Source organism: Rhodoplanes elegans (genome assembly GCF_016653355.1).
Lineage (GTDB): Bacteria > Pseudomonadota > Alphaproteobacteria > Rhizobiales > Xanthobacteraceae > Rhodoplanes > Rhodoplanes elegans.
The window spans coordinates 1-26,736 of record NZ_NHSK01000153.1 but is presented as its reverse complement, the minus strand read 5'-3'; the positions used below and the strand labels follow the sequence as shown (position 1 = coordinate 26,736).

Genomic DNA, 26,736 nt, shown 5'->3' with positions numbered 1-26,736 from the left:
GTGCCGGCAAGCCGAAGATGGTCGCCTTGATCGCCGTCGCTCGGAAGCTACTGACAATCCTCAACGCCATGCTCAGGGACAATCGACCATGGCAAAACGCTTGACAGCCAAGACAGTCGCTCACCCCAGCCCTCTCCCCGCTGGGGAGAGGGAGCGGGGCCGCACCGAGCTGATCTTCAGTGCCATCCTGACATTCTCACCCGCACCCACGCATCAAACAAGAACGGCCGGGCGTGGGCCCGGCCGTTCTGATCAGGTGTCGTCTCTCTGCCGCGCGCCGTCGCGCGGAAAGATTCTCACATCAGCGCGGCGAGCTTGATGTTGGTCTGGCTCGGCGCCTCGACCAGGCACTTGCTGAGGATGTGGGCGAGCTGCGGCGCGGCGATCGGGCTGGCGGCCGGATCACAGCCTTCCGGGATGCGCGGGCGGCCGGTCGGCGCGGCGGCGGGCTTCGCCGGATCGCGCGAGGAGGCGGCCGGGCCGGGCGCCGGGCGCGGCGGGATGGCGTCAGTCGCCACCGGGCGCACCGGGCTCTGCTGGGTCTCGCGCACCGTCACCTCCGGCAGCACGACGCCCTTGGTCACCACGGTGGCGTTGGTCAGCGGGTCGCTCTTGTAGAGGACGCGCCCGTCGCGATCGCGGTAGACGATGGCGGCATCGCGCACGCCCACCACCTCGACCGTGGCGATGATCTTCGGCTCCTGGCGCGTCGTCGCGACCGTCGGCAGCCGATCACTTTTCCGTGTGCGATCGATCGGGGCTGCCAGCGCGGCGGTCCGGGCCTGCGCCTCGGCGCTGCTGCCACCGAACACCGGCTCGCCGCCGACGGCCAGAGCGGCCCAGGCGACGATGGCGGAAACACCCAAAGCAGAGAGAATCTTGGTCTTGCACATGGGTTTGCCCCATTATGCCGAGATCGCCCCGTGCGACAGACCGCCCCCGTGAACGGTCCGACGTGATAACGGCTTCTTAACCTCTTGGTTCCTTCACGGGCGCGTGAGGTTCAAGCCGACGATTCGTGATCAGGTCGGGCCGGCCTCGAACGGCGCCGCCTGCGGCGCCGGCCGGCCGCCGGGCTGATCCGAACCGGCGATGCCGCAGGCCGTCAGCGCGCCGCCAGCAGATGCGACGCCGGGATCACCATGCGGCAGCGCACACCGCCGGGGTCGAAGGCGAGCTCCACCTCGGCGTCGAGCGCCCGGGCGAGATTCTTCTCGACCACCAGGGTGCCGAAGCCGCGGCTCGCCGGCGCCGTCACGTCCGGCCCGCCGCTCTCGGCCCACAGGATCTCGACCGCCTCCTCGGCGTCGGCGGTGGCCGGCTTGATCTGCCATGCGACGTCGACCCGGCCGGCCGGCACCGAGAGCGCCCCGTAACGCTCGGCATTGCTGGCGAGCTCGTGCAGGGCGAGGCCGTAGCTCTGGGCGGCAGCGGGCTTGAGGTGGATGGCCGGCCCCTGAACCGAGACCCGGGCGGCGGCGCCGTCGAGATACTTCGACAGCTGCCGGCGGGTGAGGTCGCCGAGCGAGGCGCCGTACCAGCCCTCCTGGACGAGGAGGTCGTGCGAGGTGGCGAGCGCCTGCAGGCGCGCCCCGAAGGCCTCCAGGAAGGTCTCGACATTGCCGGCCGAGTGGCGGGCGGTCTGGCGGGCCATCGCCTGGATGACGGCGAGCAGGTTCTTCGACCGGTGGGTCAGCTCGCGCATCAGCAGGCGCAGATGGCTCTCGCCGGTCTTGCGCTCGGTGATGTCGAACAGCGCGCAGGCGACCCCGGTGATGGCGCCGTCGGCGTCGGGCAGCGGCTCGACATGCAGCTCGTACCAGCGGGTGTCCTGGCCGGCCTTGACGCTGACCTCGCCGCCCTGGGCCTTGCCGGTGGCCAGCGCGTTGCGGGCCAGCGCGCCGAACTGGGCGAGGCTCTCGGGCGGGAGGATCTCCTCGTCGGTGCGCCCGACGATCTCGGAGACGTCGCGGCCGAACAAGGGGTTGGAGATCGAGGTGAAGCGCAGCTCGCGGTCCTGAGTGAACAGCGTCATGTGCGAGCCGCGCAGCGCGATCTCGTAGCGCTGCAGCGCGGTGCGCAGCTCGTCGGCGAGGCGGCGCTGCTCGCTCTCCAGCGAGCGCAGCCGCGAGATGTCGATCGCCGCCCCGGTCAGGCCGTCGATGCGACCGTCGCGCCCGACCGTCGGCTCCAGATGGAGAGCGTAGAGGGCGCGCTCGTGCGGCGTCACCGCGGTGAGCTCGCAGGTCTCGGCCGTGCCGGTGTCGAGCACCCGCCGCTTCACGGCGACCAGCGCCTCGCGCTCGCCCGTCGGGAAAATCTCCTCGTCGCTGCGGCCGATCATGTCGTCGGCGCCGCGACCGGCCGGGTCGTAGACCCAGGTGTAGCGCAGGCCGCTGTCCTGCGAGAACGCGTGCACATAGGCGCCGCGCAGCGCCGTCTCCAGCCGCGCCTTCACGGTGGACAGCTCGCGGGTGCGGTCCTCGACCCGGGTCTCCAGCTCGCGCTGCACGGTCTCCAGCTCGCGCAGCGTCACCTCGTGGCCGGCGACCTCGCGGCGCAGGCTGTCGTTGGCCTGGGCGAGCTGGGCCGTGGACGGCGCGCGGGCGATCTGCGGCAGCAGCGGCAGCAGCAGCACGACGGTCGCCGAGGCCAGCACAGCGACCACGGCCCCGGCGACGCCGGCCGGCCAGTCGAGCGGCGTCACGGCGGCGACGGCCGCCAGGATGTGCGCCACGGCGGAGGCGAGCAGGAACAGGCTGCCGGCCCAGATCAGCGCCCGATACTCGTGCGCGAGGTCCGGGCGGCGCCGCAGGATCCACACGAGTCCGAACAGAATCCCGAGAAAGCTGAACGCGATGAACGCCTCGGACGCGAGCTGCAGGGCGCTCAGCACCGGGCTTCCGTCGGCCGCGACCGTCGACAGCCCCTCCGGCCCGGCGCCGAGCCGATCGACGATCCCGCTCATGTCCTGCACTCCATGCGCCGCTTCGGGCCGATGCGATCCTGCCCCTGCGCCGCCGCCGGTCCTTGATATCGGGCAAGCCCCGGGTGGCCGCCGGCCCTCCGGGAGAACGGCCCGTGCGGGATGAAGGTGCGTACCCGGCGTGGCTTGCGGGAGCGGAACGCCGAGGCGCCGCCGTTGGTTTCTGACACGACAGAGGGCGGTGCGGCGACCTCGCGGCGGGCGCGCCGGGCGGGATCGAAAAAGAGTTCGAAAAAAATTAGCGGGACCCCGGAACCAATCGTCGGACGGCCGGTTGTACGTGTGACCGGCCGCCATTCCCCCTCCCCCCCCGTGCTCGGCCGGCCATTTAAGGCGTGGTTGACTCCGTCAACCACGCCTTTTCTCTGTTCGGCGCGGGCCGCCCCGCCGAGCCGGTGTCGGGTGTCGCGGGCCGGTCGAACGGCATGCCGCGCCGAACCGAGCAAAAAGAGGGACGTGGGGGCTAGGCTCATTGCGGGGATGTCGGGACGTCTGTGTCTAATGAACGGGAGCGCGTCGGGTGCGGCCCTCTTCGTGATTACGGCGCTCCGCCGGGTTCATGCGACCGAGCGCCGATGACGCTCACCGCACCGGCCCAGCGACACCGGGACCAGCGCGCAGCCGAGCACGGCCGACCGGCTAGGCGCAAGCATCGCGGCGGTATCTTCCGCTCACCTGTTCGGGATCCGCGACGACGTTCGTCAGACAGCCGACTGTCCGTCTCCGGCGAGCCATCATGTCGAGCAGCGATGCGGCCGCAAAAAAGGGCGGCCCGACGGGCCGCCCCCAATTCGACGCCGTGCCGCGCGGTCACGCCGGGATGCGGCGCTCGCGGCGCGTGGCGTTGCGCTCGAAGAACAGCGCCTGGCTGACCACGGCCGAGACGGTCGCGGGCTGGAACGGCTTGGCGATCAGGAAGGCCGGCTCCGGCCGCTGGCCGGTGAGGAAGCGCTCCGGATAGGCCGTGATGAAGATCACCGGCACCTCGAAGGTGTCGAGGAGCTCGTTGACGGCGTCGAGACCGGACGAGCCGTCGGCGAGCTGGATGTCGGCGAGGATCAGCCCGGGACGCTTCTTCTGGGCGATCTGCACGGCCTCGCTGTGGGTGCGGGCGATGCCGACGACGTGGTGGCCGAGGCTCTCGACCAGCCCCTCGAGGTCGAGGGCGATGAAGGTCTCGTCCTCGATGATGAGGACGTCGGTGGCGATCTCGGCGGCGAGCTCGCGGCCGGCCTCCTCGACCAGGCCACGAACCTTGGCGAGGTCGGTGTCGAGGATCGCGGCGGCGTCCTCCTCCGAGAAGCCCTCCAGCGAGACGAGCAGGAAGGCCTGGCGCGCCTTCGGCGTGAGCTGGCCGAGGCGGCGCTCGGCCGGGCTGCCGAGATCGGCGAGATCCGAGGTGCCGTTGACCGGCAGCGAGTTCCAAATCGCGGTGAAGCAGCGGAACAACGCGACCTTGGGCGCGTCGGTGTCTCCGAGGATCGACGGCTCCCGGATCAGGGCCTCCAACGTGGCGGCGACATAGGCGTCTCCCGAGGCCTGGCTGCCGGTGAGCGCGCGCGCATACCGGCGCAGATACGGAAGATGATGAGCAACCAATTGCGCCGACGACAAAGTTCGAACTCCCGAAATCGAGGATCAGGGGGGTCCGGCCCTCCCCCGTGTGGACGGCCGGCACGACGAGATGCCAGAATGAACGCCTCGCCGATATAAAGGTTCCGTAGCCTGGAACTATGGCAGGTTTCCGGAGTTGGTTCAAAGTCGCGGGGTCCGGCGTCGGCCCGGGTGTCAGTTCACCTCGAGGTCCGGGAGATGCCGGTGTGAGGAAGTGATGAAAGAGAGAAAGTCATTGCGGCCGGAAGGAAACGTACAGGTGCGGTCGTCCTCCGCCAGGCTGGACCCGACCTTGAATCGCGAGATCCAGACCAAGATCGGTCAACAGCTCCGTGCCGTGTACGACGACATCGTCGATCAGGGCGTGCCGGACCGCTTCGCGGAGCTGCTGCGCAACCTGGACATGCAGGGCACGCACGCGAAGGTGGTCGACAAGGACTCCGGCGAATGAGCCGCGACTCCACGGCCGTGACGTCGCGTGACGACGCGTCGGTGCGCGAGGCGATGCTGGCGGCGGTGCCGAGCCTGCGCGCCTTCGCGATCTCGCTTTCGGCCAATGTCGACCGCGCCGACGATCTCGTTCAGGAGACGCTGCTGCGCGCCTGGGCCAATCTCGACTCGTTCGAGCCCGGCACCAACATGTCGGCGTGGCTGTTCACCATCCTGCGCAACCTGTTCCGCTCCGAGTACCGGAAGCGGCGCCGCGAGGTGCCGGATTCGGACGGCACTTACGCGGATTCGATGAAGACCCAGCCCGAGCAGTCCAGCAAGGTCGAGTTCGAGGAGTTTCGCGAGGCCCTCGGCAAGCTGCCGCCGGACCAGCGCGAAGCCCTGGTGCTGGTCGGCGCGTCCGGCTTCTCCTACGAGGAGGCGGCCGAGATCTGCGGCTGCGCGGTCGGCACCATCAAGAGCCGCGTCAACCGGGCCCGCACCCGCCTCGCCGAGCTGCTCGCCATCGAGAGCATCGAGGACCTCGGCCCCGACCGCGAGCTGCGCGCCGTCTTCACGGCCGGCGGCAACTGACCGGCGGCGGGCAATCGCCGCGCCTGCCGGTCCCCGGACTTACGAACGCACCCGACACGCTCTGAAGCGCAGTCCCGGACACAGCCTCGTGTCCCGGGCGCGGCGCGTTGCGCCGCGAACCGGGACCCAGGAGCGATCCGACGACGCGCATCCCGTGCCGCTCCTGGGCCCCGGCGCTGCGGAGCGTCAGGCCTCCGGCCTGACACACCTTGTCCGGGGCACGCGGAATCCGGCGCTCGTGACGGCACTGCTTTCGGCAGCCGGGCACGCGGCCGGATTCTTCGCGCGTGAAAAAGCTCACTCCGGCTGGATGCCCGCCGCCTTGACCAAGCCGGCCCACTTCGCCGTCTCGCTGGCGACCAGACCGGCGAGCGCCTCGGGCGTGCCCGACTCCGGCTCGATGCCGGCCTTGAACAGCGCCTCCTGGGCCGCCTTGCCGGCGAGCGCCGCCCCAAGCGCCCGGTTCAGCGCGGCGACGACGGCGGGCGGCGTCTTGGCCGGCACGAAGGCGCCGAACCAGGCGACGAGGTCGTAGCCCGCCATGCCGGCCTCGGCCATGGTCGGCAGGTCGGGGGCGAAGCGCGAGCGCTGCGCGCTCGACACCGCGAGGCCCTTCACCTTGCCGGCCTGGATCTGCGGCAGCGTCGTGGTGATGTCGGCGAACATCAGCGAGATCTGGCCGCCGAGCAGATCCGTCATGGCGAGCGGGTTCGACTTGTAGGGCACGTGCAGCATGTCGAAGCCGCCGAGTGACTTCATCATCTCGCCGGCCATGCGGGCCGAGGTCGAGCCGCTGCCGAACGAAAGCTTGCCCGGATTGGCCTTGGTCCAGGCGACCAGCTCGGCGACCGAGCCGGCCGGCACCGACGGGTGCAGGGCGAGCGCCAGCGGCACGGTGCCGAGCTTGGTCACCGGCTCGAAGTCGGCGACCGGATCGTAGGGCAGCTTCTTGAACAGGTTCTGGTTGGCCGCGTGGGTCGTGTTGGTGGTGATCAGCACCGTGTAGCCGTCGGCCGGGGCGCGGGCGACGTTCTGGGCGGCGAGAATCCCGCTCGCCCCGGCGATGTTCTCCACCATCACGGACCAGCCCTGGGCGGTTCCGATCTCCTGGCCGAGCACGCGGGCAAGCGTGTCGGTGGCGCTGCCGGCCGCGAACGGCACAACGAGCTTGATGGTGCGGGTCGGGTAGTCCTGGGGCGGAGCGGCGGTCTGGGCCGCCACCGGTGCCGGGGCGGCCGCGAGGGCGAGCGCGGCGGCGAACGCCAACGCCGCGGCGAAGCGGAACGTCATGTCTCTGTCTCCTTGGGTCGCTCCGGCGGGGTCGGTCGACCTCTCGTGCGGGCTCGGAGCCGGCGGCAGCGTAACATCGGCACAGGACGGGCGACTAGCCCGTCGGCGCCATCGCCCTCGCCGTGCCCCTGTCGATGCCTCTCTCCATGCTTCCGCCGCGAATCCGGTCCACCGGGACGGGCGGCTCGACACGCCTTTCCGGGTTGAGCCATAAAGGTGCGGAACCCGCCGACGCGGGCCACCGGTGGAGGACCCCCATGGCCGACCCCGTCAGGACCGACCATTCCGCCCGTCGCGAGACGCGGCTTCAGGCGCTGCTGCGGCAGCCGTTGCTGCGCCAGCCGCTGTTCAGGCTCTTGGCGATCAATCTGGCCATCGGCCTCGCCGTGGCCGTGATCGCGGTCGCCGGCCTGCTGGCGCTCGACACGCACCGGCTGCGCTCGCTGATCCTCGGCGACCAGTCGCCCGTGGTGGCGGTCGGGCTCCTGCTGTTCGGCTTCGCCATCACGCTGGGGAGCTGGGTGATGGGCGCGGCGATCATGCGGCTCGGCGACGACGACGACGACACCGGGCGCGCGGCGGTGGCGCCGGTGACGGACACGGCGGAGCCGGTGCCGGTGCGGATCGGGGCACGGGCGCGGCGTCGCTGAACCAACGGGACGAACGGGGGCGGGGAATGCGATCGACGGAACGGCCGTGGCGCCGGGTTTTCGGCGGCGGCCGGGCGATGGCGGCGGTCATAATGCTGACCGCCGTGCTGATCGGCGCGCTCGCGGCCGCGCCCGACGCGGCCGCCCAGACGGCGCCGGCGCAGCAGCAGGCCCAGCCGCAGCAACAGCAGCCGCCCCGCACGCCACCCGCCGCGGCCAAGAAGCCGGCCGGCACGGCAGCGACCACGCCGGCGCAATCGCCGGCCGCCAAGCCCGAATCGAAGCCCGACACGCCGGCCGCCGCCAGCCTGGAGTCGAACCGGGCCGCGCTCGACGAGATCGAGAAGGCGCTGGCCGCCGAGAGCCATTTCGAGGACACGCTCGCCGAGATGCGCCGGCGGCTGACGCCGATGCGCTCCGACCTGCGCGAGACCGCGCAGGCGCTCGAGGACGAGCTCAACCAGGTCACGGCCCAGCTCAAGCAGCTCGGCGACGCGCCCGAGGACGACGAGCCCAAGGAGGACGCCGGGCTCGCCGCCGAGCGCGAGAAGCTGGAGAAGCGCCAGGGCGAGGTCGACGCCGGGCTCAAGCAGGCCCGCCTGCTGATCCAGCGCGCCGACGACGCCTCCACCAAGGTGACGGATCTGCGCCGCGGCCTGTTCACCAAGGAGCTGCTCGCCCGCGGTCCCGGCCTGTTCAACCGCACCTTCTGGTCGGACCTCTCGGACGGCATCCCGTCCGAGACCGGGCGCGTCGTCCAGCTCGTCCGCGCCTGGTGGCTGTACGCCGCCAACGCGGCCGGCCGCGGCAACGTGATCGGCGCGCTGCTGACGCTCGCCGGCTTCGCGCTCGCCGCCGTCCTGCTGTTCCGCTGGCTGCGCCAACGCCTGAGCCAGGAGCGGATGACGGCCCAATTCGGCCGCGCCTTCCAGGCCGTGATGGTGCTCCTCGTGCATGCCGTGGCGATGCCGGGCGCCGTGCTGGTCACCGTGCTGGTGCTGGAGAATTTCGGCCTGATGCCGGCCTGGATCAAGGCGATCGGGGTCGGCCTCGCGCTCGCCGTGCTGGCGGCCAGCACCGGCCGCGCCGTCGCGCTGGCGCTGTTCGCGCCCGGCGAGCCGGGGCGGCGCCTGTTCGCCTGGTCGGACGCCGAGGCGGCGCGTGCCACCCGCCATCTCACCTGGGCGGCCCGCATGCTCGGCCTCGCCGCCTTCCTCAATCTCCTGCACAAGACGACGACGGCGCCGATCGCCCTCACGGTCGCGACCAGCGCCCTGCTGGCGCTCGTCACCGCGGCGATCGCTTTCCATTTCATGTGGCGCACCGCCCGCAGCAGCGTCGTCGACGACGACGCGCCGCCCGGCTCCGCCCAGGGCGGCATCCGGATCCGGGTCGTGCTCGCCGTCTTCGTCGCCGGCATGCTGATTCCGCTGGCCACGGGCTACATCGCACTCGCCGCTTTCGTGGCGAGCCGGCTGGTGATCGTGCTGACGCTCACCGGTGCGCTGGTCATCCTCGACGCCTTCGTCGACGCGCTGTTCGGCCAGGTGCTGTCGAGCTCCAGCGAGCGCGGCCGCGCCGTCGCGGCGCTGCTCGGCCTGTCGCATCGCGGCCTCGATCTCATCTCGACGCTGCTCTCCGGCATCATCCGGGTCGCGCTGCTGGTCGTCGTCATCCTGGCCGTGCTCGGCCCGTGGGGCGTGTTCGCCGACGACGTGCTGAGCCGCATCGCCGAAGCGGCCTTCGGCTGGCAGGTCGGCGGCGTCACCATCTCGATCCAGACCATCCTGGGCGCCATCGCGATCCTGCTGATCGGCGTGCTGGCGGTGCGCGGCGCCCAGCGCTGGCTGCAGACGAGCTTCCTGCCCCGCACCGCGCTCGATCCCGGCCTGCAGCACTCGATCGCGGCGCTGTTCGGCTATGCCGGCCTGATCGGCGTGCTCGCCGCCGTGCTCGGCGCGATCGGCATCGACCTGCAGAAGATCGCCCTGATCGCCGGCGCGCTGTCGGTCGGCATCGGCTTCGGCCTGCAGTCGATCGTGCAGAACTTCGTCTCCGGCCTGATCCTGCTGGCCGAGCGGCCGATCCGGGTCGGCGACTGGGTGGTGGTCAAGAACGAGGAGGGCTTCGTCCGCAAGATCAGCGTGCGGTCGACCGAGATCGAGACCTTCGACCGCGCCAGCGTGATCATCCCGAACGCCGAGTTCATCACCTCCTCGGTGAAGAACTGGACGCACGCCAACACGCTCGGCCGCGTCACGCTCAAGGTGCGGGTCGCCTACGACTCCGACGTCGCGCAGGTGCGCGAGATCCTCGCCGGTTGCGCCCGCGCCCACCCGCTGGTGATGAAGGCGCCGCCGCCCGGCGTCTATCTGCTCGGCTTCGGCGAGATCGGCCTCGACTTCGAGCTGCGCTGCATCCTGTCGAACGTCGAGAACGGCCTCACCGTGAAGAGCGACCTGCACGTCGCGGTGCTGCAGAAGTTCCGCGAGGTCGGCATCAAGATTCCCTACCCGGCGCACGAGGAGCGGGTGCCGGGTCCGCCTCTGCTCGCGCACGAGGCGGCGCTCAAAGAGGCCCCGACGTGACGACCTTCGCCCCTCCCGTCCCCCCTGCCCTCGCCCGCTTTCGGGCCCGGCTCCATCGGCGCACCGCGCTTCTCGCCGTCGGGCTCGGCGTGCTGGCGCTCGCCGGTTGCGCCGGCGACCGCGAACCGCCCGCCGAGCCGAGCTTCTATCAGAACCTCGCCAAAGGCGGGCAGCTCGATCCCGCCGCCGCCGCCTCGATGATCTCGGGCTATCGCCGCAACAACGGGCTCGGCGCCGTGACGCTCGACCCGGCCCTGATGCGGATGGCCGAGGAGCAGGCGCAGGTGATGGCGCAGCGGAACAAGCTCGATCACAGTGTCGGCGGCGACTTCAAGACCCGCATCGCGCGCTCCGGCTTCGACGCCGGCGTCGCGGTCGAGAACATCTCGGCCGGCTACCACACGCTCGCCGAGGCCTTCTCGGGCTGGCGCGATTCGCCGCCGCACCGCGCCAACATGCTGTCCAAGGAGGTGACCCGCATGGGCATCGGCGCCGTCTACGCGCCCGGCACCAAGTACAAGGTCTTTTGGGCCCTGGTCCTCGCCGCCCCCGACAAGCGCGCCGACGCCGGCCCGCCGGGCACCGGCGCCCCGACCGCCGCGGGCGGCCCGCACCGCTGGGGCATGCCGATGCCGCAGCTGACGATCCGGTGAGGGGGCGGCTGCGCACCCCGAGAAACTGCCGATCTCGGTGCGCTGTCCCGGTGTACTGCCTCGTGCCCCGGACAAGGTGCGTCGGGCCGGAGGCCCGATGCGCCGCAGAGCCGGGGCCCAGGGGCCGCACGACGGGCGGCACGGCAGGCGCTTCGCACCGTCGCCCCTGGGTCCCGGTTCGCGGCGCGATGCGCCGCGCCCGGGACACGAGGCCTCTGTCGAGGCAACGCAGCGGAACCGCCAGTTTCTGGGAAGGTGACCGGATATGGCGGCCGTCGCTCAGGCCGCCGCGGCGCGGAGCGGCCGGACCTTGATGGCGCGGCCACGCTTGCGCACCTGGGCGAGATCGTAGGCCATCTGCATGGCGAGCCAGGTGTCGGCCGTGCCGCCGATCGCCTTCTCCAGCCGGAACGCCATCTCGGGCGTCACGGCGCTCGTCCCGCGGATCACCCGGTAGAGCTGCTGGCGCGTCACTCCGAGCCCCTCGGCCGCAGCGGCGACGCTCAGCCCCAGAGCCTCGATGTCGTCCTTGATGGATCGACCCGGATGGGGAGGGTTCTTCATCGGCACGCGCATCTCCGTCAGTGATAATCGAGGAAGTCGACGTCGTAGGCCGTACCGTCCCGGTAGCGAAAGACGATGCGCCAGTTGGCGCGGACCGTGACGGCCCAGAAGCCTTTCAGTTTTCCTTTCAGCGGATGCAGCCGCAGGCTCGGCCGATCCAGCCCCTCGATGGTCGTAGCCGCGTCGAGAGCTGCCAGGATGTCGCGGATGCGCTCGACCAGTTCCGGCGGAAGCCGGCTCCGGTCGTCGTCCTCGAACAGCTTCTTCAATCCCTTGTGACGGAAGCTCTCGATCATCGCCACGATTGTAGCGTGTCATGCGACATGCGTCAAAAGACCCGGGTGGGTCACCGCCGGCGCAGGCGGTCGCGCATCTGCTTCGCGATCCTGATCGCCTGCCGACGCGCCGTCTCCAGGCGGGACGCGACGGTGAACGAAACCGGCGAGAAGCCGATCAGGCGGTCGGCGAGCGGCCGGCGGGCGGACCACAGCCGGTCGATCATCGGATGGTTTTCCACCGCGCAGGAATCGACCGCGTCGATCGCAGGGTCGGCGAGCAGCGCGGCGGAGAGATCGAGCGCGAGCAGAACGCCCGGCGAGTGTTTCTTCAGCGTCTCGTCGTAGGCGATCTTCCAGAACCACGCCTCGCGGCCGCTGACCAGCACGACGCCCGCAGCGACCGGCCGTCCGTTCAACATCAGGCGCGCCACCATGGCGTCGCCGCCGACCGTCGCGGCGAGGCCCGTCACGGCGTCGATCATCAGCGCCTGCTCGGCCGGACGTGAGGCCGCCGCCGTGCCGGCACGGCCTTTCCAGCCCTGCGCCTCGAGCGCGAAGAAATCGGCGAGCGCGTCGCGTGCCGCCGCGCCGCGCACCAGCACGAAGGCGAGGCCGCCCTGCTCGGCGAGCCGCCGGCGCTGGCGGCCGTGCTCTTTTCCACGCGCATCGGAAACCGCAGGCGGGGCGCCCTGACCAACCGGCCGCCGCAGCTCGGCCCGCGCATGCGCGGCGAACCTCGTCTGCACGGCGCCGAGCCGCGCCACCGCGGCGTCGATGGCCGCCGCGACCGGGCCGTCGGCCGGACAGTACGGCAGCAGCAGCGGCGTGCCGGATTGCGTCTCTTGAAGATGTCGCAGCGCCGCCGTCGCGACGCCGGCGGGATCGGCCGGATCGATCAGCGGCGTGCCGAGCGGCGCGAAGGGATGCGTCCAGCCGACCAGCGCGGGGCGCACGCCCCAGCGCGTCCGCGACCGGCGCAGCGGAAACAGGCCGACGAGACGATCGTCGCCGTCGCGCACGACGACCGCGCCGACGCCATCCCCGTGCAGCGCCATGGCCGCTGCCGCGACGGCAGGCGTGTAAAAGACGTTCGGCACGATCGCCCGCGCGGCGAGCGCGGCCCAGGCGTCGCGGTCATCGAGCAGCGCGGGCAGCGTCCGCCATTCGGTCCGCAACGGCGTGCCGCCCGTCATCGTGATCAGCTCCGCCGGAACCGGACGATGAAGACGTGCAGGCCGAGCCGTCGCTTCACCATCACGAACAACATCATCGACTCGACCACCACGGCGGCCGCGGTCGCCCAGCCGGCGCCGAAGATGCCGAACCGTGGGATCAGCACGACGCAGAGAATCACGTTGACGGCGAGGGCCGTGGCATAGACGACCGCGCACAGCGACTGGTGGCCAGTCATGTTGAGGAGACGCTCCGCCGGGCCGACGGCACCGCGGGCCAAGAGGCCGATCATGATGATCAGGATCAGCGGGTAGCCGGCATCGAAGCCGGGACCGAACAGCCGGAGGATCGGCAGCCCGAGCGCCGCCAGCACGACGCCGAAGGCGAGGGTCGGCCAAAAGGTCCAGCGCACCGCGTCGCCGACGAAGCTCTTCAGCTTCTCGCGCTCGCCGGCGACGTGATAGGCGCTGAAGCGATGCGCCACGGCGGCGCCGACCGCGTAGGAGATGAAGTGGACGAGCGACAGCGTCTTGCTGGCCGCGTAGTAGATCGCCACGTCCTGCGGGCCGACATAGAGCTGCAGTACCAGGATGTCGACGTAGAAGAGGAGCAGGAAGAAGCCGTCGACGACGAAGATCGGCAGCGATGTCTTCAGCCAGTAGCGCATGTCGTAGCGGCGCGGGCCGGCCGGCACCGTGCCGGCGAGACGACGTCTCATCAGCACGGCCTGGACGAGCGTGACGAGCCACATGGCGCCGCCCGTGGTGGCGAGCACGGCGACCGCGTCGATGGCGCCGCCGGTGGCGTGCAGTCCACCCATCACGGCGAGGATCAGCAGCGGCTGGACGATGAACAACGGGATCAGCGCCAGATCGATCCAGTCGAAGCTGCGCGCCATGCCGTCCTGGACCATGCTCAGGGTGAACGCCGGCAGGGTCGCGGCGGCGATCAGGAACGGCACCAGGAAATGCACCGGCACGTGACGGCCGAGCGCCAGGACCACGGCGGCGAGCAGCGCGCCGGCGACGGCGCCCTGTGCGAGGCTCAGGAGGCGGGCGCCGGTGAGGAAGCCGCGCAGGCCGTCGAGGTCGCCGCGATGCCGGTATTCCGGAATGAAGCGCTGCGACCCATAGGCGAGGCCGAGCGGCGCCAGCGGGCCGAGCACGCTCGCCCAGGCCCACACCGCGACATAGATGCCGAACTCGAAGCGGCCCATCCAGCGGGCCAGCAGGATCTGGCTGACGAACAGGATGCCGGCGCTGGCCACCCGGATCAGGAAGGCGGCCCCGGCGCTGCGGCGCGCCACCGAGCGGTCGCTGTCGTCGCTGCGAAAGGCCGTGATCCGCGCGACGATCGGCCCGACGACGCGCCGGCGCAGCCGGGCGACCGGCCCGGGCTCCGGATCGGGACTGGAGCCGCCGTGGTCGGTGTCGCTCGCGGCCACGCGTCCCTCCGCATCCGGGCTGGTGAGGCGGGGAGCCTAGCCCAGGGCTGTTAACGTTCGGTTCGCCGCCGCGCCGACGCCCTCCGGGTCGCGCCGCGCCGACACACGGCGTTCGGCCTCCATGGCCATCGGAGGAGGCGCGGCCGGCCACGGGCCGTCCGCACGTCCTCCTCGGGCCGAAACGCCGCAATGAACACGACGTGCGCCGCCGGCGCCCGGACAATCGACAGGTCGCAATCCACCAAGCGAATGGTCGGCCGCAACGGCCGATCGTTTCCGGTCAGTTGTCCAGCGCGCCCTCGGCGATCCAGCGGCGGATGGTGTCCCGATCGCAGGTCGACAGCTTCTTCATGCCATGCGGCATGCGGATCTCGGGCTTCACCCGCCAGTCCAGCAGCGCCATCAGGCTGGAGGCGTCGGGATCGCCCTTCACCACCATGGGCCCGAACTTGGTGCCCTTCATCACGCCCGCATAGGTGCGCAGGTCGAGGCCCGAGGTGTCGAAGCCGGTGCCGCCCGGCTGATGGCACTCGACGCAGCGGCCCTTGAAGATCGGGACGACGTCCTCCTTGTAGCTGATCGTCGGCGGACGCTGCTTCTGCTTCGATTTCGCGCTCTGCGCGACGGCGTCGTGGGAGAACGACGCGGCCGCCAGCACGGCGACGACGGCGGTCGAGACCCGCAGCCATCTCGTCATGTTCCTCTCCTCTGTCCAACGTTGTGAAACGCCAGCGCTGTCGGTCGAGGATCCGGACGGGCGGGGGTTCTGTCGTGCCGGACACAGCGGAGGCGACCCCCGCGGTGTCGATGCTAGAACTGGAAAAAACAAAAACAATCAGGGAGAGCGCGAAGCCGGGAATTCTCCCGCGGCCGTCCCGGCGAGCGAATCGATCCTGTCGTGGCGCATCGCGGGCCGGTCGCTGCGACGATCCGGCCCCGCGCATGTGACTTGCGTTCCGCGACTTGGCGTGGTGCGCTCGGGCGACCCCCGGATCGAGAGCGGGAGCGCAGCATGAGATACTGGGTCGGTGCCGTGTTCTTCGCCGCCGCGGCGGCGTTTCTGGTCTCCGCGGTGCTCCACAAGCGCGGCGTCCTGGCGGCCCGCGCCGCGGCCGCGGCGCGCGGCATCGTGCCGGCCCGGCCGGGGATCCGCTCGGTCGCCGCGTTCGGCGAGATCCTGCGTCCCGTGCTGTTGTTCTTCCTCGCCTATGCGGCCGTGAAATCGGTGGTGCTCTATTTCATGCTGGGCGGCGAGGAGGAGCTTTCCTACTTCGATCTCGCCGGCATCGTCGCGGTGCTGGGCTGCTACGGCATGTTCCTCAGCCACCGCATCACCTACCGGACCAGCGACCTCGCCCTCGCCGAGGCCGCGGCGTCGGCGCCGGAGCCGGCCGCTGCGGGCGCGGACGACACCGCGGGGGCGGCGCGCCTCCCGGCCTATGTCGCAGCGCCCGCCAACGACCCGGGACCGCCGGCGAGCGACCGCCCGCCGGCCCGCGGCGCCGGCTGACCCGGCGGCGCGACACGGCACGGGCGGGTCACGGACCGGAGGGGATCGGCACGCATGGACGGGACGGGTGATTCGAACACGCTGGTGCTGATCGAGCTCGTGCTCGTGCTCGGGGTGGTGTTCTGGTTCGCGTGGCGCGAGCTCAGGGGGCTGAAGCGTGACACGCCGCGGCCCGGAGCATCCCCGGCGCCCGCCGAGCCCGCCCCCGAACGGCCGCGCCGCAGGTCGTGAGTCGCGACGCCGTCCGGTTCGGGTCGCTCGTCACCCCGGTCCGCCGGCGTCGAGCTTCGGGCGATGACCGAAGATCGCCGTCCCGATCCGCACATGGGTGGCGCCGAACCGGATCGCCACGTCGTAGTCGTCGCTCATCCCCATCGACAAGAGCTCGAGCCCGTTGCGGCGGGCGATCTTCTGCGTGAGGGCGAAATGCGGTGCCGGCGCCTCGTCGAACGGGGGAATGCACATCAGCCCGCCGACCGTCAGCCCGTAGACGTCGCGGCAGGCGGCGATGAAGGCGTCGGCCTCCTCGGGCAGCACCCCGGCCTTCTGCGGCTCGGCGCCGGTGTTGACCTCGACGAACAAGAGCGGCTGGCGGCCGGCGCGCTGCACCTCCTTGGCGAGCGCCGCCGCGAGGCTCGGCCGGTCGAGCGCGTGGACGGCGTCGAACAGCGCCACCGCCTCGCGCGCCTTGTTGGACTGCAGCGGCCCGATCATGTGGAGGGCGACGCCGGGATGCCGCTCGCGCAGCGCCGGCCACTTGGCCTTCGCCTCCTGGACGCGGTTCTCGCCGAACACCCGCTGGCCGGCGGCGATCACCGGCTCGATCGCCTCGACCGGGAAGGTCTTGCTGACCGCCACCAGGGTCACGGTGCCGGGGTCGCGGCCGGCCTCCCGGCAGGCGGCGGCGATCCCGGCCTGCACGGCGGCGAGCCGGTCGGTGGGGGTCGCTTCGGCCTCCGAGGGGCCGGGGGAGCGGGGTTCGGACGGAATCATGAGCAGACGACTCGAATTTTAGCGAACCGGTGAAGGCGAGTTTCACTCCGCCCGGTTAGCATTTTTTGCGGGGAACGGGGACGAGTCGCATGAGCCTTCTGAAACGGCCATCCGTCACGCGTCGCCGCAAGGCGTGGCGCCTCAGCATCCGGGCGCGGCTCATGCTGCTCGCCCTGCTGGCCGTCACCCCGCTGATCGTCGACCGCGTCCACCTCACCGAGTCGAGCCGCGCCGAGCGCATCCAGTCGGCCTATGTCGAGGTGGTGGCGGTCGCCCGACGGGCCCGCGACGCCCAGGCCGAGACCATCGAGGCCGCCCGCGCCCTGATGCAGGTGGTATCGCGCGCCTATGTGGCCAGCGCCGCGCGCCCGGCCGACTGCGCCGCCTTCCTGTGGGGCTTCGCCGGCGACGCGCCCTGGATCTCCAGCCTCTCGGTGGTGGGCGCCGACGGGCGGATCACCTGCTCGACGCGCCGCCAGGTGATCGGCCTCGACCTCTCCGACCGCGACTATGTCCGCGACGTGCAGCGCACCCGCCATTATGTCCTCAGCGACTACCTGCTCGAACGCTCCTACGAGAAGTCGACCGTGCTGATGGCGTTCCCGATCGTGCGGCCCGGGAGCGACGAGGTCGAGGTGCTGCTGGCGCCGGTCGACCTGCACTGGCTCGCACGGCTCGGCCAGGGGGTCGAGAGCCGGACCGGCATGGCCGCCTACCTGGTCGACGGCAAGGGGACGGTGCTGGCCGGGATCCAGAGCCGCGAGCGGCTCGTCGGCCGCCGCTTCGGCGACCATCCGCTGGTCCAGACCGTGCAGTCGGCGCCGGACGGCACCGCGACGCTCGAAGGCTTCGACGGGGTGCGGCGCATCTTCGGCTACACCAGCCTGCCCGGCACCGACGTTCGCATCGTGGTCGGCTACTCCGAGCGCGAGGTGCTGGGCAAGATCGAGCGCGAGTCCAGTCTCGCCTATCTGCACCTCGCTTTCTTCGGGCTGCTCACCGTGATCGCCGCCTGGCTGATCGGCGAGCACCTGATCGTCGAGCCGATCCGCTCGCTCGCCCGCACCGCGACCCGGATCGGCCAGGGCGACCTCAAGGTCCGCGCCGACCCGGGCGCCTGGGCGCCGGAATTCGTCCCACTCGCGACCGCGCTGTCCGACATGGCGGGCCGGCTCGCCGCGCGCGAGCGCGAGCTGCGCGCCGCCAATGCGCATCTCGAGGAGCTCGCCTCGATCGACCCGCTCTCCGGCCTCGCCAACCGCCGCAGCTTCGACGCGCGGCTCGCCACGGAATGGACCCGGGCCGGCGACGCCGGCCGGCCGGTCGCGCTGCTGATGATCGACGTCGACCATTTCAAGCTGTTCAACGACGGCTACGGCCACGTCCAGGGCGACGCCTGTTTGCGCCAGATCGGCCGGGTGCTGGCCGGGGTCGCCGACGCCGACACCGACTTCGTCGCCCGCTGGGGCGGCGAGGAGTTCGTGCTGCTGCTGCCGGACAGCGGGCTCGACCGCGCCGTCGACCTCGCCGAACGGCTGCGCCTCGCCGTGCTGGGCCTGCGCATCCGCAACGAGGAGGCGCCGGCCGGCCACATCACGGTCAGCATCGGAGTCGCCGCGCATGTGCCGGGCCCGGATACCCGCCCGCAGGGCCTGATCGAGGCGGCCGACACGGCCCTCTACGCCGCCAAGCGCCGCGGCCGCAACACCACCGTGATCGAAGGCGACGCCCGCCACGACGACCCCCCGCTCGCCGTGGCGGGGTGAGCGGGCCGGCGGCCCGTCCATCCCGCGCCGCCCGTCCGGCCCCGGCCCGCGTCTGCGGAACCCCCGGCGCGCGCCTGCGGCGGCCCGCCAGCGTTGACCCGGGCGCCGCAATGATGTCCAACGGGCCGGACATTTTCGCGAGAGCGAGCCGAATCTCATGACTGCAGAACGCTATAATGCCCGCGTCGCCGAGCCGCGCTGGCAGACCGTGTGGGACGAGCGCGACATCTTCGCGACCCGGAACGACGACCCGCGGCCGAAATACTACGTGCTCGAGATGTTCCCCTACCCGTCGGGGCGCATCCACATGGGCCATGTCCGCAACTACACGATGGGCGACGTGGTGGCCCGCTACAAGCGCGCCAAGGGCTTCAAGGTGCTCCACCCGATGGGCTGGGACGCCTTCGGCATGCCGGCCGAGAACGCCGCCATGGCCAACAAGGTCCACCCGCGCGAATGGACCTACGCCAACATCGCGACCATGAAGGCGCAGCTCAAGTCGATGGGCCTGTCGCTCGACTGGGACCGCGAGATCGCGACCTGCGACCCGACCTACTACAAGCACCAGCAACGCATGTTCCTCGACCTGCTGAAGGCGGGTCTGGTCGAGCGCAAGCAGTCGAAGGTGAACTGGGACCCGGTCGACATGACTGTGCTCGCCAACGAGCAGGTGATCGACGGCCGCGGCTGGCGCTCGGGCGCGCTGGTCGAGCAGCGCGAGCTGACCCAGTGGTTCTTCAAGATCACCAAGTTTTCCGAGGAGCTGCTGACCGCCCTCGACGGCCTCGACCGCTGGCCGGAAAAGGTCCGGCTGATGCAGAAGAACTGGATCGGCCGGTCCGAGGGCCTGCACGTGCGCTTCGCGCTCGATCCGGCGACGACGCCGTCCGGCGAGACCGAGCTCGAGATCTTCACGACCCGGCACGACACGCTGTTCGGCGCCAAGTTCATGGGCCTGTCGCCCGACCATCCGCTCGCCCGCGCGGCCGCCGAGAAGAACCCGGCGCTGGCAGCGTTCATCGCCGAGGCGAAGCGCATCGGCACCGCCCAGGAGGCGATCGACAAGGCGGAAAAGCTCGGCTTCGACACCGGCATAAGGGCCATCCACCCGTTCGATCCGTCGTGGAAGCTCCCCGTCTATGTCGCCAACTTCGTGCTGATGGAGTACGGCACCGGCGCCATCTTCGGCTGCCCGGCGCATGACCAGCGCGACCTCGACTTCGTCAACAAATACGGGCTCGGCAACACGCCCGTCGTCTGCCCCGAGGGCCAGGACCCGGCGACCTTCACGGTCACCGACACGGCCTATGTGGGCGACGGCCGGATGATCAACTCGCGCTTCCTCGACGGCATGACGTTCGCGCAGGCGCAGGCCGAGGTGGCGAGCCGGCTCGAGAAGGAGATCCGCGGCAACGCGCCGGTCGGCCGCCGCGAGGTGATGTACCGGCTGCGCGACTGGGGCATCTCGCGCCAGCGCTACTGGGGCTGTCCGATCCCGGTGATCCACTGCCCGAGCTGCGGCACCGTGCCGGTGCCGATCGCGGATCTCCCGGTGACGCTGCCGGACGACATCGCCTTCGACCGGCCCGGCAACCCGCTCGACCGCCATCCGACCTGGAAGCACGTCGCCTGCCCGCAGTGCGGCGGCAAGGCGGTGCGCGAGACCGACACGATGGACACGTTCGTCGACTCGTCGTGGTACTTCGCGCGCTTCACCGACCCGTGGATCACCGACGCGCCGACCGACCGCGCGGCGGTCGATTCCTGGCTGCCGGTCGACCAGTATATCGGCGGCATCGAGCACGCGATTCTGCACCTCCTCTACTCGCGCTTCTTCACCCGCGCCATGAAGGCGACGGGCCATGCCGGGCTCGACGAGCCGTTCGCCGGCCTGTTCACGCAAGGGATGGTGGTCCACGAGACCTACCGGAAACCGGATGGCACCTTTGCCGCCCCGGCCGAGGTGACGATCGTGGGCATGGGCGACGCCCGGACCGCAACTCTCATCGGGACCGACATCCCCGTGGAGATCGGGCCCATTGAAAAAATGTCGAAGTCGAAGCGCAACACGGTCGACCCGGACGAGATCATCGGATCCTACGGGGCCGACACGGCGCGCTGGTTCATGCTGTCGGACTCGCCGCCCGAGCGCGACGTCATCTGGACCGAGGAGGGCGCGCAGGGCGCCGCCCGCTTCGTCCAGCGCCTGTGGCGGCTGATCGGCGACGCCGAGGCGGTCGCGGCGCAGGGCGACCTGCCGCGCCCGGCGATGTTCGGCGAGGCCGCCGTGGCGCTGCGCAAGGCGGCGCATCTGGCGCTGTCGCGGGTGTCGGAGGATATCGAGAAGCTGCGCTTCAACCGCTGCGTGGCCCACATCTACGAGCTCGCCAACGCGTTCCAGACGTCGCTCGCAGGCGCCGGCGCGGAGCCGCCCGCCGATTACCGCTGGGCGGTGCGCGAGGCGGCCGCGATCCTGGTCCAGCTCTTCCACCCGATGATGCCGCACCTCGCCGAGGAATGCTGGGCGGCGCTCGGCCACACGGGCCTCGTCTGCGAGGCGGCGTGGCCCGAGGTCGAGCCCGATCTGCTGGTCGAGGACACCGTCACGCTGCCGGTCCAGATCAACGGCAAGAAGCGAGGTGATGTAACGGTGCCACGCACGGCCGGAAAAGCGGACGTGGAGGCTGCCGTTCTGGCCCTGGACGCGGTACAAAAGGCACTCGGGGGCGCGGCTCCCAAAAAAGTCATCGTCGTCCCGCACAGGATCGTGAATGTGGTGGCTTGATCGGACGGGACTTTTCCGCACGGCGCACGCAGACGCGGCGCCGGACCGGCGGCGCGTGATGCGGCTCGCAATGCGCAGCGCCGCCGTGCTGGCGCTCGCCGTGCCGCTCGCCGGCTGCTTCCAGCCGCTCTACGGGACCCGGACGCTCGACGGCGGGCCGTCGCTCGCCGGCTCGCTGGCCCAGATCGACATCGCCCAGATCCCGGCGCCGAACGGCACGCCGCAGGCCCGCATCGCCGTCGACCTGCGCAACCAGCTCGTCTTCATGCTGTCCGGCGGCAACCCGGCGCCGCCCACCCACCGGCTCGACATCCGGATCACGACCACCCGCGTCTCGGTCATCGTCGATGTCCAGACGGCCCGGCCGGACGTCGAGAATTTCGGCATCACGGCCAGCTATACCCTGGTCGACCTGAACACCGGCAAGCCGGTCGTCACCGACGTCGCGCTCAGCCGGGTGTCCTACGACATTCCGGGCCAGCAGCAGCGCTTCGCCCGCCAGCGCGCTTTGCGCGACGCCGAGAACCGCGCCGCCGGCGTGATCGCCGAGACCATCCGGTCCCGCATCGCGTCGTATTTCGTCGCCGGGACGTGACGCAGACTTCGTCATGACAGCCCTCAAGGGCTCCGAGATCGACGCCTATGTCGGCCGGCCGGATGCCGGGCGGCCGATCGCGCTCGTCTACGGGCCCGACGCCGGGCTGGTGCGCGAGCGGGTCGAGGCGCTGATCAAGGCGTCGGTCGACGACCCGAATGATCCCTTCGCGCTGGTGCGGCTCGACGGCGATGCCATCGAGCCCGGACGGATCGCCGAGGAGGCCCACACGGTGCCGCTGTTCGGCGGACGCCGGGCCGTCTGGATCAAGGCCGGGCGGAGCAATCTCGCGCCGACCGTGGAGGCGCTCGCTTCCGACCCGCCGCGCGACTGCCGGGTCATCGTCGAGGCCGGCGACCTGCGCAAGGACGCGGCGATCCGCCTGGTCTGCGAGAAGGCCCGCACCGCCGTGGCGCTCCCCTGCTATGTCGACGGCGACGCCGATCTGGCCCGGCTGATCGACCAGGAGATGAAGGCGGCCGGCCTGACCATCGCGGACGACGCCAAGATGCTGCTGGTCTCGCTGATCGGCGGCGACCGCCAGGCCTCGCGCGGCGAGTTGAAGAAGCTCGCTCTCTACGGCCACGGCCGCGGCCGCATCGAGGTCGACGACGTGCTCGCCGTGATCGCCGACGGGGCGGCGCTGGCCCTCGACGACGTCATCAACGCGGTCTTCGCCGGCAAGCCGGCGGCGTTCGACGCCGAGTTCGCCCGCGCCCGCGCCGCCGGCACGCATCCGGACCGTCTCGTCACCACGGCGCTGCGCCATGCCGCCCAGCTCCACCGGGCCCGCGTCGCGATCGATACCGGCCGGCCGGCCCAGGACGCTTTGCGCGAGGGCTTTCGCGGGTTGTTCTTCCGGCGCGAGCCGGCCGTGCGGGCGGCGCTCGCCGCCTGGACGACGCCGCGGCTCGCCCAGGTGATGACGGATCTTGCCGAGACGGCGACGGCGGTGCGTCGCCAGGCCGATCTCGCCGACGCGCTCTGCCATCGGGCGCTGCTGCAGACCGCGCTGCGAGCCAGGCAGAAGCGATAGATCCGAACGGCGCGGCGCCACACGGTCCGGCCTGACACGGACGCTCGCCACCCTCGGTCGTGTCGACGACACTAACCCACCCCAGGGTTAACCGGTTGGAAGGCAGATTCCCGCACTATCCGAACCCGACATCGCCGAAAGAGGATCGGGGGAATCGAATGGGGATGCCGGCCGTGGACGACGGGGTGGTGCGCACGATCGCCCGGACCGTGGGCGTCCTGTCGGTCGAGCTCGCCGACGTCGCCGGCAACATCGCCGACGTGGACGCCAAGGCGCAGGGCCTGACCGCCGAGTGCAAGACGCTCTCGGCCGCCGCGACCGAGCTGACCAGCTCGAACCGGCGGATCGGATCGGCCGCGACCGCGGCGGACCAGACGATCGAGGCGGCCTGCTCCGAGATGGACGCGTCGGCCCATTCGGTCGCCACCTCGCTCGCCGAGATCAGCGCCCTCGCCTCCGCGACGGCCGGCTTCGAGAGCAAGCTCGACGGCCTGCGTGCGGCGCTCGAGCGGGTCGCCAAGGCGGCCGGCGGCATCGACGCGATCGCCCGACAGACCAATCTGCTGGCCCTGAATGCGACCATCGAGGCGGCACGCGCCGGCGAGGCCGGCAAGGGATTCGCGGTCGTCGCCCAGGAGGTCAAGGCGCTGGCCAAGCAGACGTCCGAAGCGACCGCCGAGATCGCCGCGACGCTCACGATGCTCGACACCCAGACGCGCGACCTGATGGCCGAATCGGCCGAGACGGTCGGCCGCGCCGCGACCGTGCAGGCCGGCACGGCGGCGATCCGCCAGGTGATCGACCATGTCGGCCCGGCGATGACGCGGATGCGCGGCGACATGCGCTCGATCGTCGAGGCCAATCACGACATCCAGGGCCGTTGCGACGCGCTGCAGACGGCGTTCGAGGCGATGAGCGACAATGTCGCGCGCTCCTCCGCGGATCTGCGCACCGCCGATCAGCGCGTCCACGGGCTCTTGAAGCGCAGCGAGGAGCTGGCGCTGCTCACCGCACAGGCCGGGGTCGAGACCGACGACACAGGCTTCGTCGCCCTCGTCACCGCGGCGGCCCGCGAGGTCGCAGCCGTGTTCGAGCGGGCGCTCGAGCAGAACCAGATCACGATGACGGAGCTGTTCGACGAGACCTACGTGCCGATGCCCGGCACCGACCCGCAGCAGGTGACGACGCGATTCACGACGCTGTGCGACCGCCTGCTGCCGCCGCTGCAGGAGCCGCTGCTGACGAAGAGCGCCCAGATCGCGTTCTGCGCCGCCGTCGATCGCAACGGCTATCTGCCGACCCACAACAAGAAGTTCTCGCAGCCGCAGCGGCCCGGCGATCCGGCGTGGAACACGGCGAACTGCCGCAACCGCCGCATGTTCGCCGATCGCACCGGGCTCGCCGCCGGGCGCAGCACCAAGCCGTTCCTCCTGCAGACCTACCGGCGCGACATGGGCGGCGGCAACTTCGTGCTGATGAAGGACTGCTCGGCGCCCATCACGGTGCGGGGCCGGCACTGGGGCGGCTTCAGGATGGGCTACACGGCCGATCGCGGGACGTGATCTCACGTCCTCGCCTCCGCCTCCGATCTCTCGCGCACGATCGGCGATCCACGGCCGGGTTCAGGCCGCTCGCGGTCCTGATGTCGTGCGGCTCCAACCTCATGGTTCGAGATCCGCTCCGGCAGAGCGCGCCTCACCCTGGACTGGAGGCGACGACGCGTGGTGCTCGTTCGAGCCCGCGGCGTCATTACTAGTACGATCAGGTAGAGTTCATCCGACAAGTCCGATCATGCCTTGGATCACCTCCATGGCCACACGGCTCTACTATTAACACGTCCGTAGGACTCGCCTTGTTATAACAACGATAGTCGGCTCGCGAACCTCAGGGTGCGGCCGCTCTCTCAAATCGACAGGCGACGAAGGCGCGCCGGTCGGGGAACGTCGCGTCCCCGAGCCGCCGCTTTTTCGCGACCCGAAACGCTCGTTCATCGGTACCGTGCCATGCTCGCGAAGCTCTCCATCCGGACCAAGATCACCATCGTCGTGTCGCTTCTGCTGGTCGGTATGACCGGCATGGGGCTGCTCGCGATCAGCAGCATGCGGGCCATCAACGCCAACGCGGTCGAGATTTCCGAGAACTGGCTGCCGAGCGTGCGGGCGCTTGCCGATCTGCGCGCCGGAGTCACCATCATCCGCAGCGTCGTACGGCTCCACATGCTCGCCGAGACGCCCGAGGCCAAGGCCGCGGTCGAGAAGACGCTGGCGCTGAACTACGACCGCAACGCCAAGTACGCCGCGACCTACGAGAAGCTGATCTCCTCGCCGGAGGAGCGCCGGACCTTCGAGGAGTGGAAGAAGCAGGCCGCGCTCTACGACGAAGGCGTCAAGAAGGTCGTCGAGATGTCGCGCGCCAATGCCGGCAAGCTGCCGACCGCGGTGTCGGAGTTCAACGAGACGAAAGTCTATCCGATCGGCAAGGCCGCGGACGATCTCCTCAACAAGAACATCGCGCTCAACAACGCCGGCGCCGACGCGGCCACCAAGGCGGCCTCCGCCACCTACGACAGCGCCTTCGATCTGATGATGATCATTCTCGGCGGCTCGGCGATCGTCGGCATCGGGCTCGCGATCTATCTGGTCGTCGACGTGTCGCGCGGCATCGCCTCGGTGATCACGCCCATGCAGGCGCTGGCGCGCGGCGATCTCGGCGCGGAGGTGCCGCACCTCGTCGAGACGACCGAGATCGGGCGCATCGCCAAGACTCTGCAGATCTTCAAGCAGGCTCTGATCGACAAGAAGGCGGCCGACGCCGCGGCCGCGGCCGACGCCGAGGCGAAGCTCGAGCGCGGCCGGCGCGTCGATCAGATCACGCGGACCTTCGAGGCGATGATCGGCGAGATCGTCGAGACGGTCACGTCCGCCTCGACCGAGCTCGAGGCCTCCGCCAACGCGCTGACCGGCACGGCCCAGCGCTCGCAGTCGCTGAGCGCGACCGTCGCGAGCGCCGCCGAGGACGCGTCGTCCAACGTCCAGTCGGTCGCCTCGGCCACCGAGGAGATGTCGTCCTCGGTGCAGGAGATCAGCCGTCAGGTGCAGGAGTCGGCGCGCGTCGCCCGCGGCGCGGTCGAGCAGGCGCACGCCACCAACAAGCAGGTCGAGGATCTGGCCGAGGCGGCGAACCGCATCGGCGACGTCGTCGAGCTGATCAACACCATCGCGGGTCAGACCAACCTGCTCGCCCTCAACGCCACGATCGAGGCGGCCCGCGCCGGCGACGCCGGCAAGGGCTTCGCCGTGGTGGCCGCCGAAGTGAAGCAGCTCGCCCAGGAGACCGCCAAGGCGACCGGCGTGATCAGCCAGCAGATCGGCGAAATCCAGGGCGCGACGCAGGGCTCGGTCGCGGCGATCCGCGAGATCGCCGGAACGATCGGCCGGCTGTCGGAGATCTCGTCGACCATCGCGGCGGCCGTCGAGGAGCAGGGCGCGGCGACCCAGGAGATCTCGCGCAACGTCCAGATGGCGGCGCACGGCACCCGCGAGGTGTCGGCCAACATCGGGGACGTGAGAGTCGGCGCGCAGGAGACCGGCTCGGCGGCGAGCCAGGTGCTCTCCGCCGCGCAGCTCCTCTCCGGCGACAGCACCAAGCTGAAGACCGAAGTCGGCAAGTTCCTGGGTGCCGTCCGCGCGGCGTGAGCGGCATCAGATCGGAAACGCAGACGCCGAGCTGTTCACCTCTCCCCGCGTGCGGGGAGAGGTCGACATTCGCGCGTCCAGCGCGGATGTCGG

The 26,736-nt window shown here is 70.8% G+C and carries 23 protein-coding genes and 1 pseudogene; 14 read left to right on the top strand and 10 right to left on the bottom strand.

Features of this window, described 5'->3' with window-relative positions; genetic code table 11:
• Positions 1 to 104: pseudogene (locus CCR97_RS19165) on the top strand (IS110 family transposase); the annotation flags it as partial.
• 192 nt (positions 105 to 296) lie between these two features.
• On the opposite strand, the gene CCR97_RS19160 reads toward CCR97_RS19165, so the two are convergent.
• The 3 genes from CCR97_RS19160 to CCR97_RS19150 form a co-directional block, all read right to left on the bottom strand.
• Positions 297 to 893 (bottom strand): hypothetical protein, encoded by a 597-nt coding sequence (locus CCR97_RS19160; protein ID WP_111360120.1) that lies wholly within the window; start codon positions 891 to 893, stop codon positions 297 to 299.
• Positions 894 to 1,105: 212 nt separating this feature from the next.
• Entirely contained in the window at positions 1,106 to 2,968 is a 1,863-nt protein-coding gene (locus tag CCR97_RS19155; RefSeq protein WP_170146071.1) for an HWE histidine kinase domain-containing protein, read from the bottom strand.
• Positions 2,969 to 3,796: 828 nt separating this feature from the next.
• Complete coding sequence (locus CCR97_RS19150) at positions 3,797 to 4,600, bottom strand: response regulator (protein WP_111357796.1); 804 nt, start codon at positions 4,598 to 4,600, stop codon at positions 3,797 to 3,799.
• A 217-nt stretch (positions 4,601 to 4,817) separates the two neighbouring features.
• Between CCR97_RS19150 and CCR97_RS19145 the strand changes: the two genes are divergently transcribed.
• A complete protein-coding gene (locus tag CCR97_RS19145) occupies positions 4,818 to 5,051 on the top strand; it encodes a NepR family anti-sigma factor (protein WP_111357795.1) in 234 nt (77 codons plus the stop codon).
• On the top strand, positions 5,048 to 5,623 hold the full coding sequence (locus tag CCR97_RS19140) for a sigma-70 family RNA polymerase sigma factor (RefSeq protein WP_111357794.1): 576 nt from the start codon (positions 5,048 to 5,050) through the stop codon (positions 5,621 to 5,623). Before CCR97_RS19145 ends, CCR97_RS19140 begins: the two co-directional genes overlap by 4 nt.
• Before the next feature lie 297 nt (positions 5,624 to 5,920).
• Here the strand turns inward: CCR97_RS19140 and CCR97_RS19135 are convergent, their stop codons facing one another.
• On the bottom strand, positions 5,921 to 6,913 hold the full coding sequence (locus tag CCR97_RS19135) for a Bug family tripartite tricarboxylate transporter substrate binding protein (protein WP_111357793.1): 993 nt from the start codon (positions 6,911 to 6,913) through the stop codon (positions 5,921 to 5,923).
• Positions 6,914 to 7,170: 257 nt separating this feature from the next.
• On the opposite strand from CCR97_RS19135, the gene CCR97_RS19130 reads away from it, so the two are divergent.
• The 3 genes from CCR97_RS19130 to CCR97_RS19120 all read left to right on the top strand — a co-directional run bounded on the left by CCR97_RS19130 (position 7,171) and on the right by CCR97_RS19120 (position 10,804).
• A complete protein-coding gene (locus CCR97_RS19130) occupies positions 7,171 to 7,563 on the top strand; it encodes a hypothetical protein (protein ID WP_338049109.1) in 393 nt (130 codons plus the stop codon).
• Between the two features lie 77 nt (positions 7,564 to 7,640).
• Complete coding sequence (locus CCR97_RS19125) at positions 7,641 to 10,151, top strand: DUF3772 domain-containing protein (RefSeq protein ID WP_170145879.1); 2,511 nt, start codon at positions 7,641 to 7,643, stop codon at positions 10,149 to 10,151.
• A complete protein-coding gene (locus CCR97_RS19120) occupies positions 10,148 to 10,804 on the top strand; it encodes a CAP domain-containing protein (protein WP_170145878.1) in 657 nt (218 codons plus the stop codon). The genes CCR97_RS19125 and CCR97_RS19120 overlap by 4 nt, the downstream gene beginning before the upstream one ends.
• A 279-nt stretch (positions 10,805 to 11,083) precedes the next feature.
• Here the strand turns inward: CCR97_RS19120 and CCR97_RS19115 are convergent, their stop codons facing one another.
• The 5 genes from CCR97_RS19115 to CCR97_RS19095 form a co-directional block, all read right to left on the bottom strand.
• Positions 11,084 to 11,368 carry a HigA family addiction module antitoxin gene (locus CCR97_RS19115; RefSeq protein WP_111357798.1) on the bottom strand — a complete coding sequence of 95 codons (285 nt, stop codon included), beginning with the start codon at positions 11,366 to 11,368 and terminating at the stop codon, positions 11,084 to 11,086.
• A 17-nt stretch (positions 11,369 to 11,385) separates the two neighbouring features.
• Positions 11,386 to 11,664, bottom strand: a complete 279-nt coding sequence (locus tag CCR97_RS19110) for a type II toxin-antitoxin system RelE/ParE family toxin (protein ID WP_111357791.1) — start codon at positions 11,662 to 11,664, stop codon at positions 11,386 to 11,388.
• Positions 11,665 to 11,714: 50 nt separating this feature from the next.
• Complete coding sequence (locus CCR97_RS19105; protein ID WP_111357790.1) at positions 11,715 to 12,839, bottom strand: GNAT family N-acetyltransferase; 1,125 nt, start codon at positions 12,837 to 12,839, stop codon at positions 11,715 to 11,717.
• A 5-nt stretch (positions 12,840 to 12,844) separates the two neighbouring features.
• Positions 12,845 to 14,263: a lipopolysaccharide biosynthesis protein gene (locus tag CCR97_RS19100; RefSeq protein ID WP_245428899.1), complete on the bottom strand. Its 1,419-nt coding sequence runs from the start codon at positions 14,261 to 14,263 to the stop codon at positions 12,845 to 12,847.
• 280 nt (positions 14,264 to 14,543) lie between these two features.
• On the bottom strand, positions 14,544 to 14,960 hold the full coding sequence (locus tag CCR97_RS19095; protein WP_111357789.1) for a c-type cytochrome domain-containing protein: 417 nt from the start codon (positions 14,958 to 14,960) through the stop codon (positions 14,544 to 14,546).
• Between the two features lie 315 nt (positions 14,961 to 15,275).
• Between CCR97_RS19095 and CCR97_RS19090 the strand changes: the two genes are divergently transcribed.
• The gene (locus CCR97_RS19090) at positions 15,276 to 15,773 is read left to right on the top strand and encodes a hypothetical protein (protein ID WP_201159764.1); all 498 of its coding nucleotides are present in this window, start codon (positions 15,276 to 15,278) and stop codon (positions 15,771 to 15,773) included.
• Positions 15,774 to 15,827: 54 nt separating this feature from the next.
• Positions 15,828 to 16,004: a hypothetical protein gene (locus CCR97_RS19085; protein ID WP_170145904.1), complete on the top strand. Its 177-nt coding sequence runs from the start codon at positions 15,828 to 15,830 to the stop codon at positions 16,002 to 16,004.
• A gap of 30 nt (positions 16,005 to 16,034) precedes the next feature.
• On the opposite strand, the gene CCR97_RS19080 is transcribed toward CCR97_RS19085, so the two are convergent.
• Positions 16,035 to 16,766 (bottom strand): YggS family pyridoxal phosphate-dependent enzyme, encoded by a 732-nt coding sequence (locus tag CCR97_RS19080; protein ID WP_111358019.1) that lies wholly within the window; start codon positions 16,764 to 16,766, stop codon positions 16,035 to 16,037.
• A gap of 89 nt (positions 16,767 to 16,855) precedes the next feature.
• Between CCR97_RS19080 and CCR97_RS19075 the strand changes: the two genes are divergently transcribed.
• The 6 genes from CCR97_RS19075 to CCR97_RS19050 all read left to right on the top strand — a co-directional run bounded on the left by CCR97_RS19075 (position 16,856) and on the right by CCR97_RS19050 (position 26,643).
• Positions 16,856 to 18,532, top strand: a complete 1,677-nt coding sequence (locus CCR97_RS19075; protein WP_111358020.1) for a sensor domain-containing diguanylate cyclase — start codon at positions 16,856 to 16,858, stop codon at positions 18,530 to 18,532.
• 157 nt (positions 18,533 to 18,689) lie between these two features.
• Entirely contained in the window at positions 18,690 to 21,317 is a 2,628-nt protein-coding gene (gene leuS / locus CCR97_RS19070; RefSeq protein ID WP_111358021.1) for a leucine--tRNA ligase, read from the top strand.
• Positions 21,318 to 21,375: 58 nt separating this feature from the next.
• The gene (lptE, locus tag CCR97_RS19065) at positions 21,376 to 21,912 is read left to right on the top strand and encodes an LPS assembly lipoprotein LptE (RefSeq protein ID WP_111358022.1); all 537 of its coding nucleotides are present in this window, start codon (positions 21,376 to 21,378) and stop codon (positions 21,910 to 21,912) included.
• A 13-nt stretch (positions 21,913 to 21,925) separates the two neighbouring features.
• A complete protein-coding gene (gene holA, locus CCR97_RS19060) occupies positions 21,926 to 22,948 on the top strand; it encodes a DNA polymerase III subunit delta (protein WP_111358023.1) in 1,023 nt (340 codons plus the stop codon).
• A 173-nt stretch (positions 22,949 to 23,121) separates the two neighbouring features.
• Complete coding sequence (locus tag CCR97_RS19055; protein WP_207199518.1) at positions 23,122 to 24,510, top strand: methyl-accepting chemotaxis protein; 1,389 nt, start codon at positions 23,122 to 23,124, stop codon at positions 24,508 to 24,510.
• A 441-nt stretch (positions 24,511 to 24,951) separates the two neighbouring features.
• Positions 24,952 to 26,643, top strand: coding sequence for a methyl-accepting chemotaxis protein (locus CCR97_RS19050; protein WP_111358025.1), 1,692 nt, complete (start codon positions 24,952 to 24,954; stop codon positions 26,641 to 26,643).
• Positions 26,644 to 26,736: the final 93 nt, after the last annotated feature.

Excerpts from the sequence above, each read along its gene's own strand:
- CCR97_RS19160 (WP_111360120.1), bottom strand. The coding sequence starts at position 893 with ATGTGCAAGACCAAGATTCTCTCTGCTTTGGGTGTTTCCGCCATCGTC.
- CCR97_RS19155 (WP_170146071.1), bottom strand. The coding sequence starts at position 2,968 with ATGAGCGGGATCGTCGATCGGCTCGGCGCCGGGCCGGAGGGGCTGTCG.
- CCR97_RS19145 (WP_111357795.1), top strand. The coding sequence starts at position 4,818 with ATGAAAGAGAGAAAGTCATTGCGGCCGGAAGGAAACGTACAGGTGCGG.
- CCR97_RS19140 (WP_111357794.1), top strand. The coding sequence starts at position 5,048 with ATGAGCCGCGACTCCACGGCCGTGACGTCGCGTGACGACGCGTCGGTG.
- CCR97_RS19135 (WP_111357793.1), bottom strand. The coding sequence starts at position 6,913 with ATGACGTTCCGCTTCGCCGCGGCGTTGGCGTTCGCCGCCGCGCTCGCC.
- CCR97_RS19130 (WP_338049109.1), top strand. The coding sequence starts at position 7,171 with ATGGCCGACCCCGTCAGGACCGACCATTCCGCCCGTCGCGAGACGCGG.
- CCR97_RS19125 (WP_170145879.1), top strand. The coding sequence starts at position 7,641 with ATGGCGGCGGTCATAATGCTGACCGCCGTGCTGATCGGCGCGCTCGCG.
- CCR97_RS19115 (WP_111357798.1), bottom strand. The coding sequence starts at position 11,368 with ATGAAGAACCCTCCCCATCCGGGTCGATCCATCAAGGACGACATCGAG.
- CCR97_RS19110 (WP_111357791.1), bottom strand. The coding sequence starts at position 11,664 with ATGATCGAGAGCTTCCGTCACAAGGGATTGAAGAAGCTGTTCGAGGAC.
- CCR97_RS19105 (WP_111357790.1), bottom strand. The coding sequence starts at position 12,839 with ATGACGGGCGGCACGCCGTTGCGGACCGAATGGCGGACGCTGCCCGCG.
- CCR97_RS19095 (WP_111357789.1), bottom strand. The coding sequence starts at position 14,960 with ATGACGAGATGGCTGCGGGTCTCGACCGCCGTCGTCGCCGTGCTGGCG.
- CCR97_RS19090 (WP_201159764.1), top strand. The coding sequence starts at position 15,276 with ATGAGATACTGGGTCGGTGCCGTGTTCTTCGCCGCCGCGGCGGCGTTT.
- CCR97_RS19085 (WP_170145904.1), top strand. The coding sequence starts at position 15,828 with ATGGACGGGACGGGTGATTCGAACACGCTGGTGCTGATCGAGCTCGTG.
- CCR97_RS19080 (WP_111358019.1), bottom strand. The coding sequence starts at position 16,766 with ATGATTCCGTCCGAACCCCGCTCCCCCGGCCCCTCGGAGGCCGAAGCG.
- CCR97_RS19075 (WP_111358020.1), top strand. The coding sequence starts at position 16,856 with ATGAGCCTTCTGAAACGGCCATCCGTCACGCGTCGCCGCAAGGCGTGG.
- leuS (WP_111358021.1), top strand. The coding sequence starts at position 18,690 with ATGACTGCAGAACGCTATAATGCCCGCGTCGCCGAGCCGCGCTGGCAG.
- lptE (WP_111358022.1), top strand. The coding sequence starts at position 21,376 with ATGCGGCTCGCAATGCGCAGCGCCGCCGTGCTGGCGCTCGCCGTGCCG.
- holA (WP_111358023.1), top strand. The coding sequence starts at position 21,926 with ATGACAGCCCTCAAGGGCTCCGAGATCGACGCCTATGTCGGCCGGCCG.
- CCR97_RS19050 (WP_111358025.1), top strand. The coding sequence starts at position 24,952 with ATGCTCGCGAAGCTCTCCATCCGGACCAAGATCACCATCGTCGTGTCG.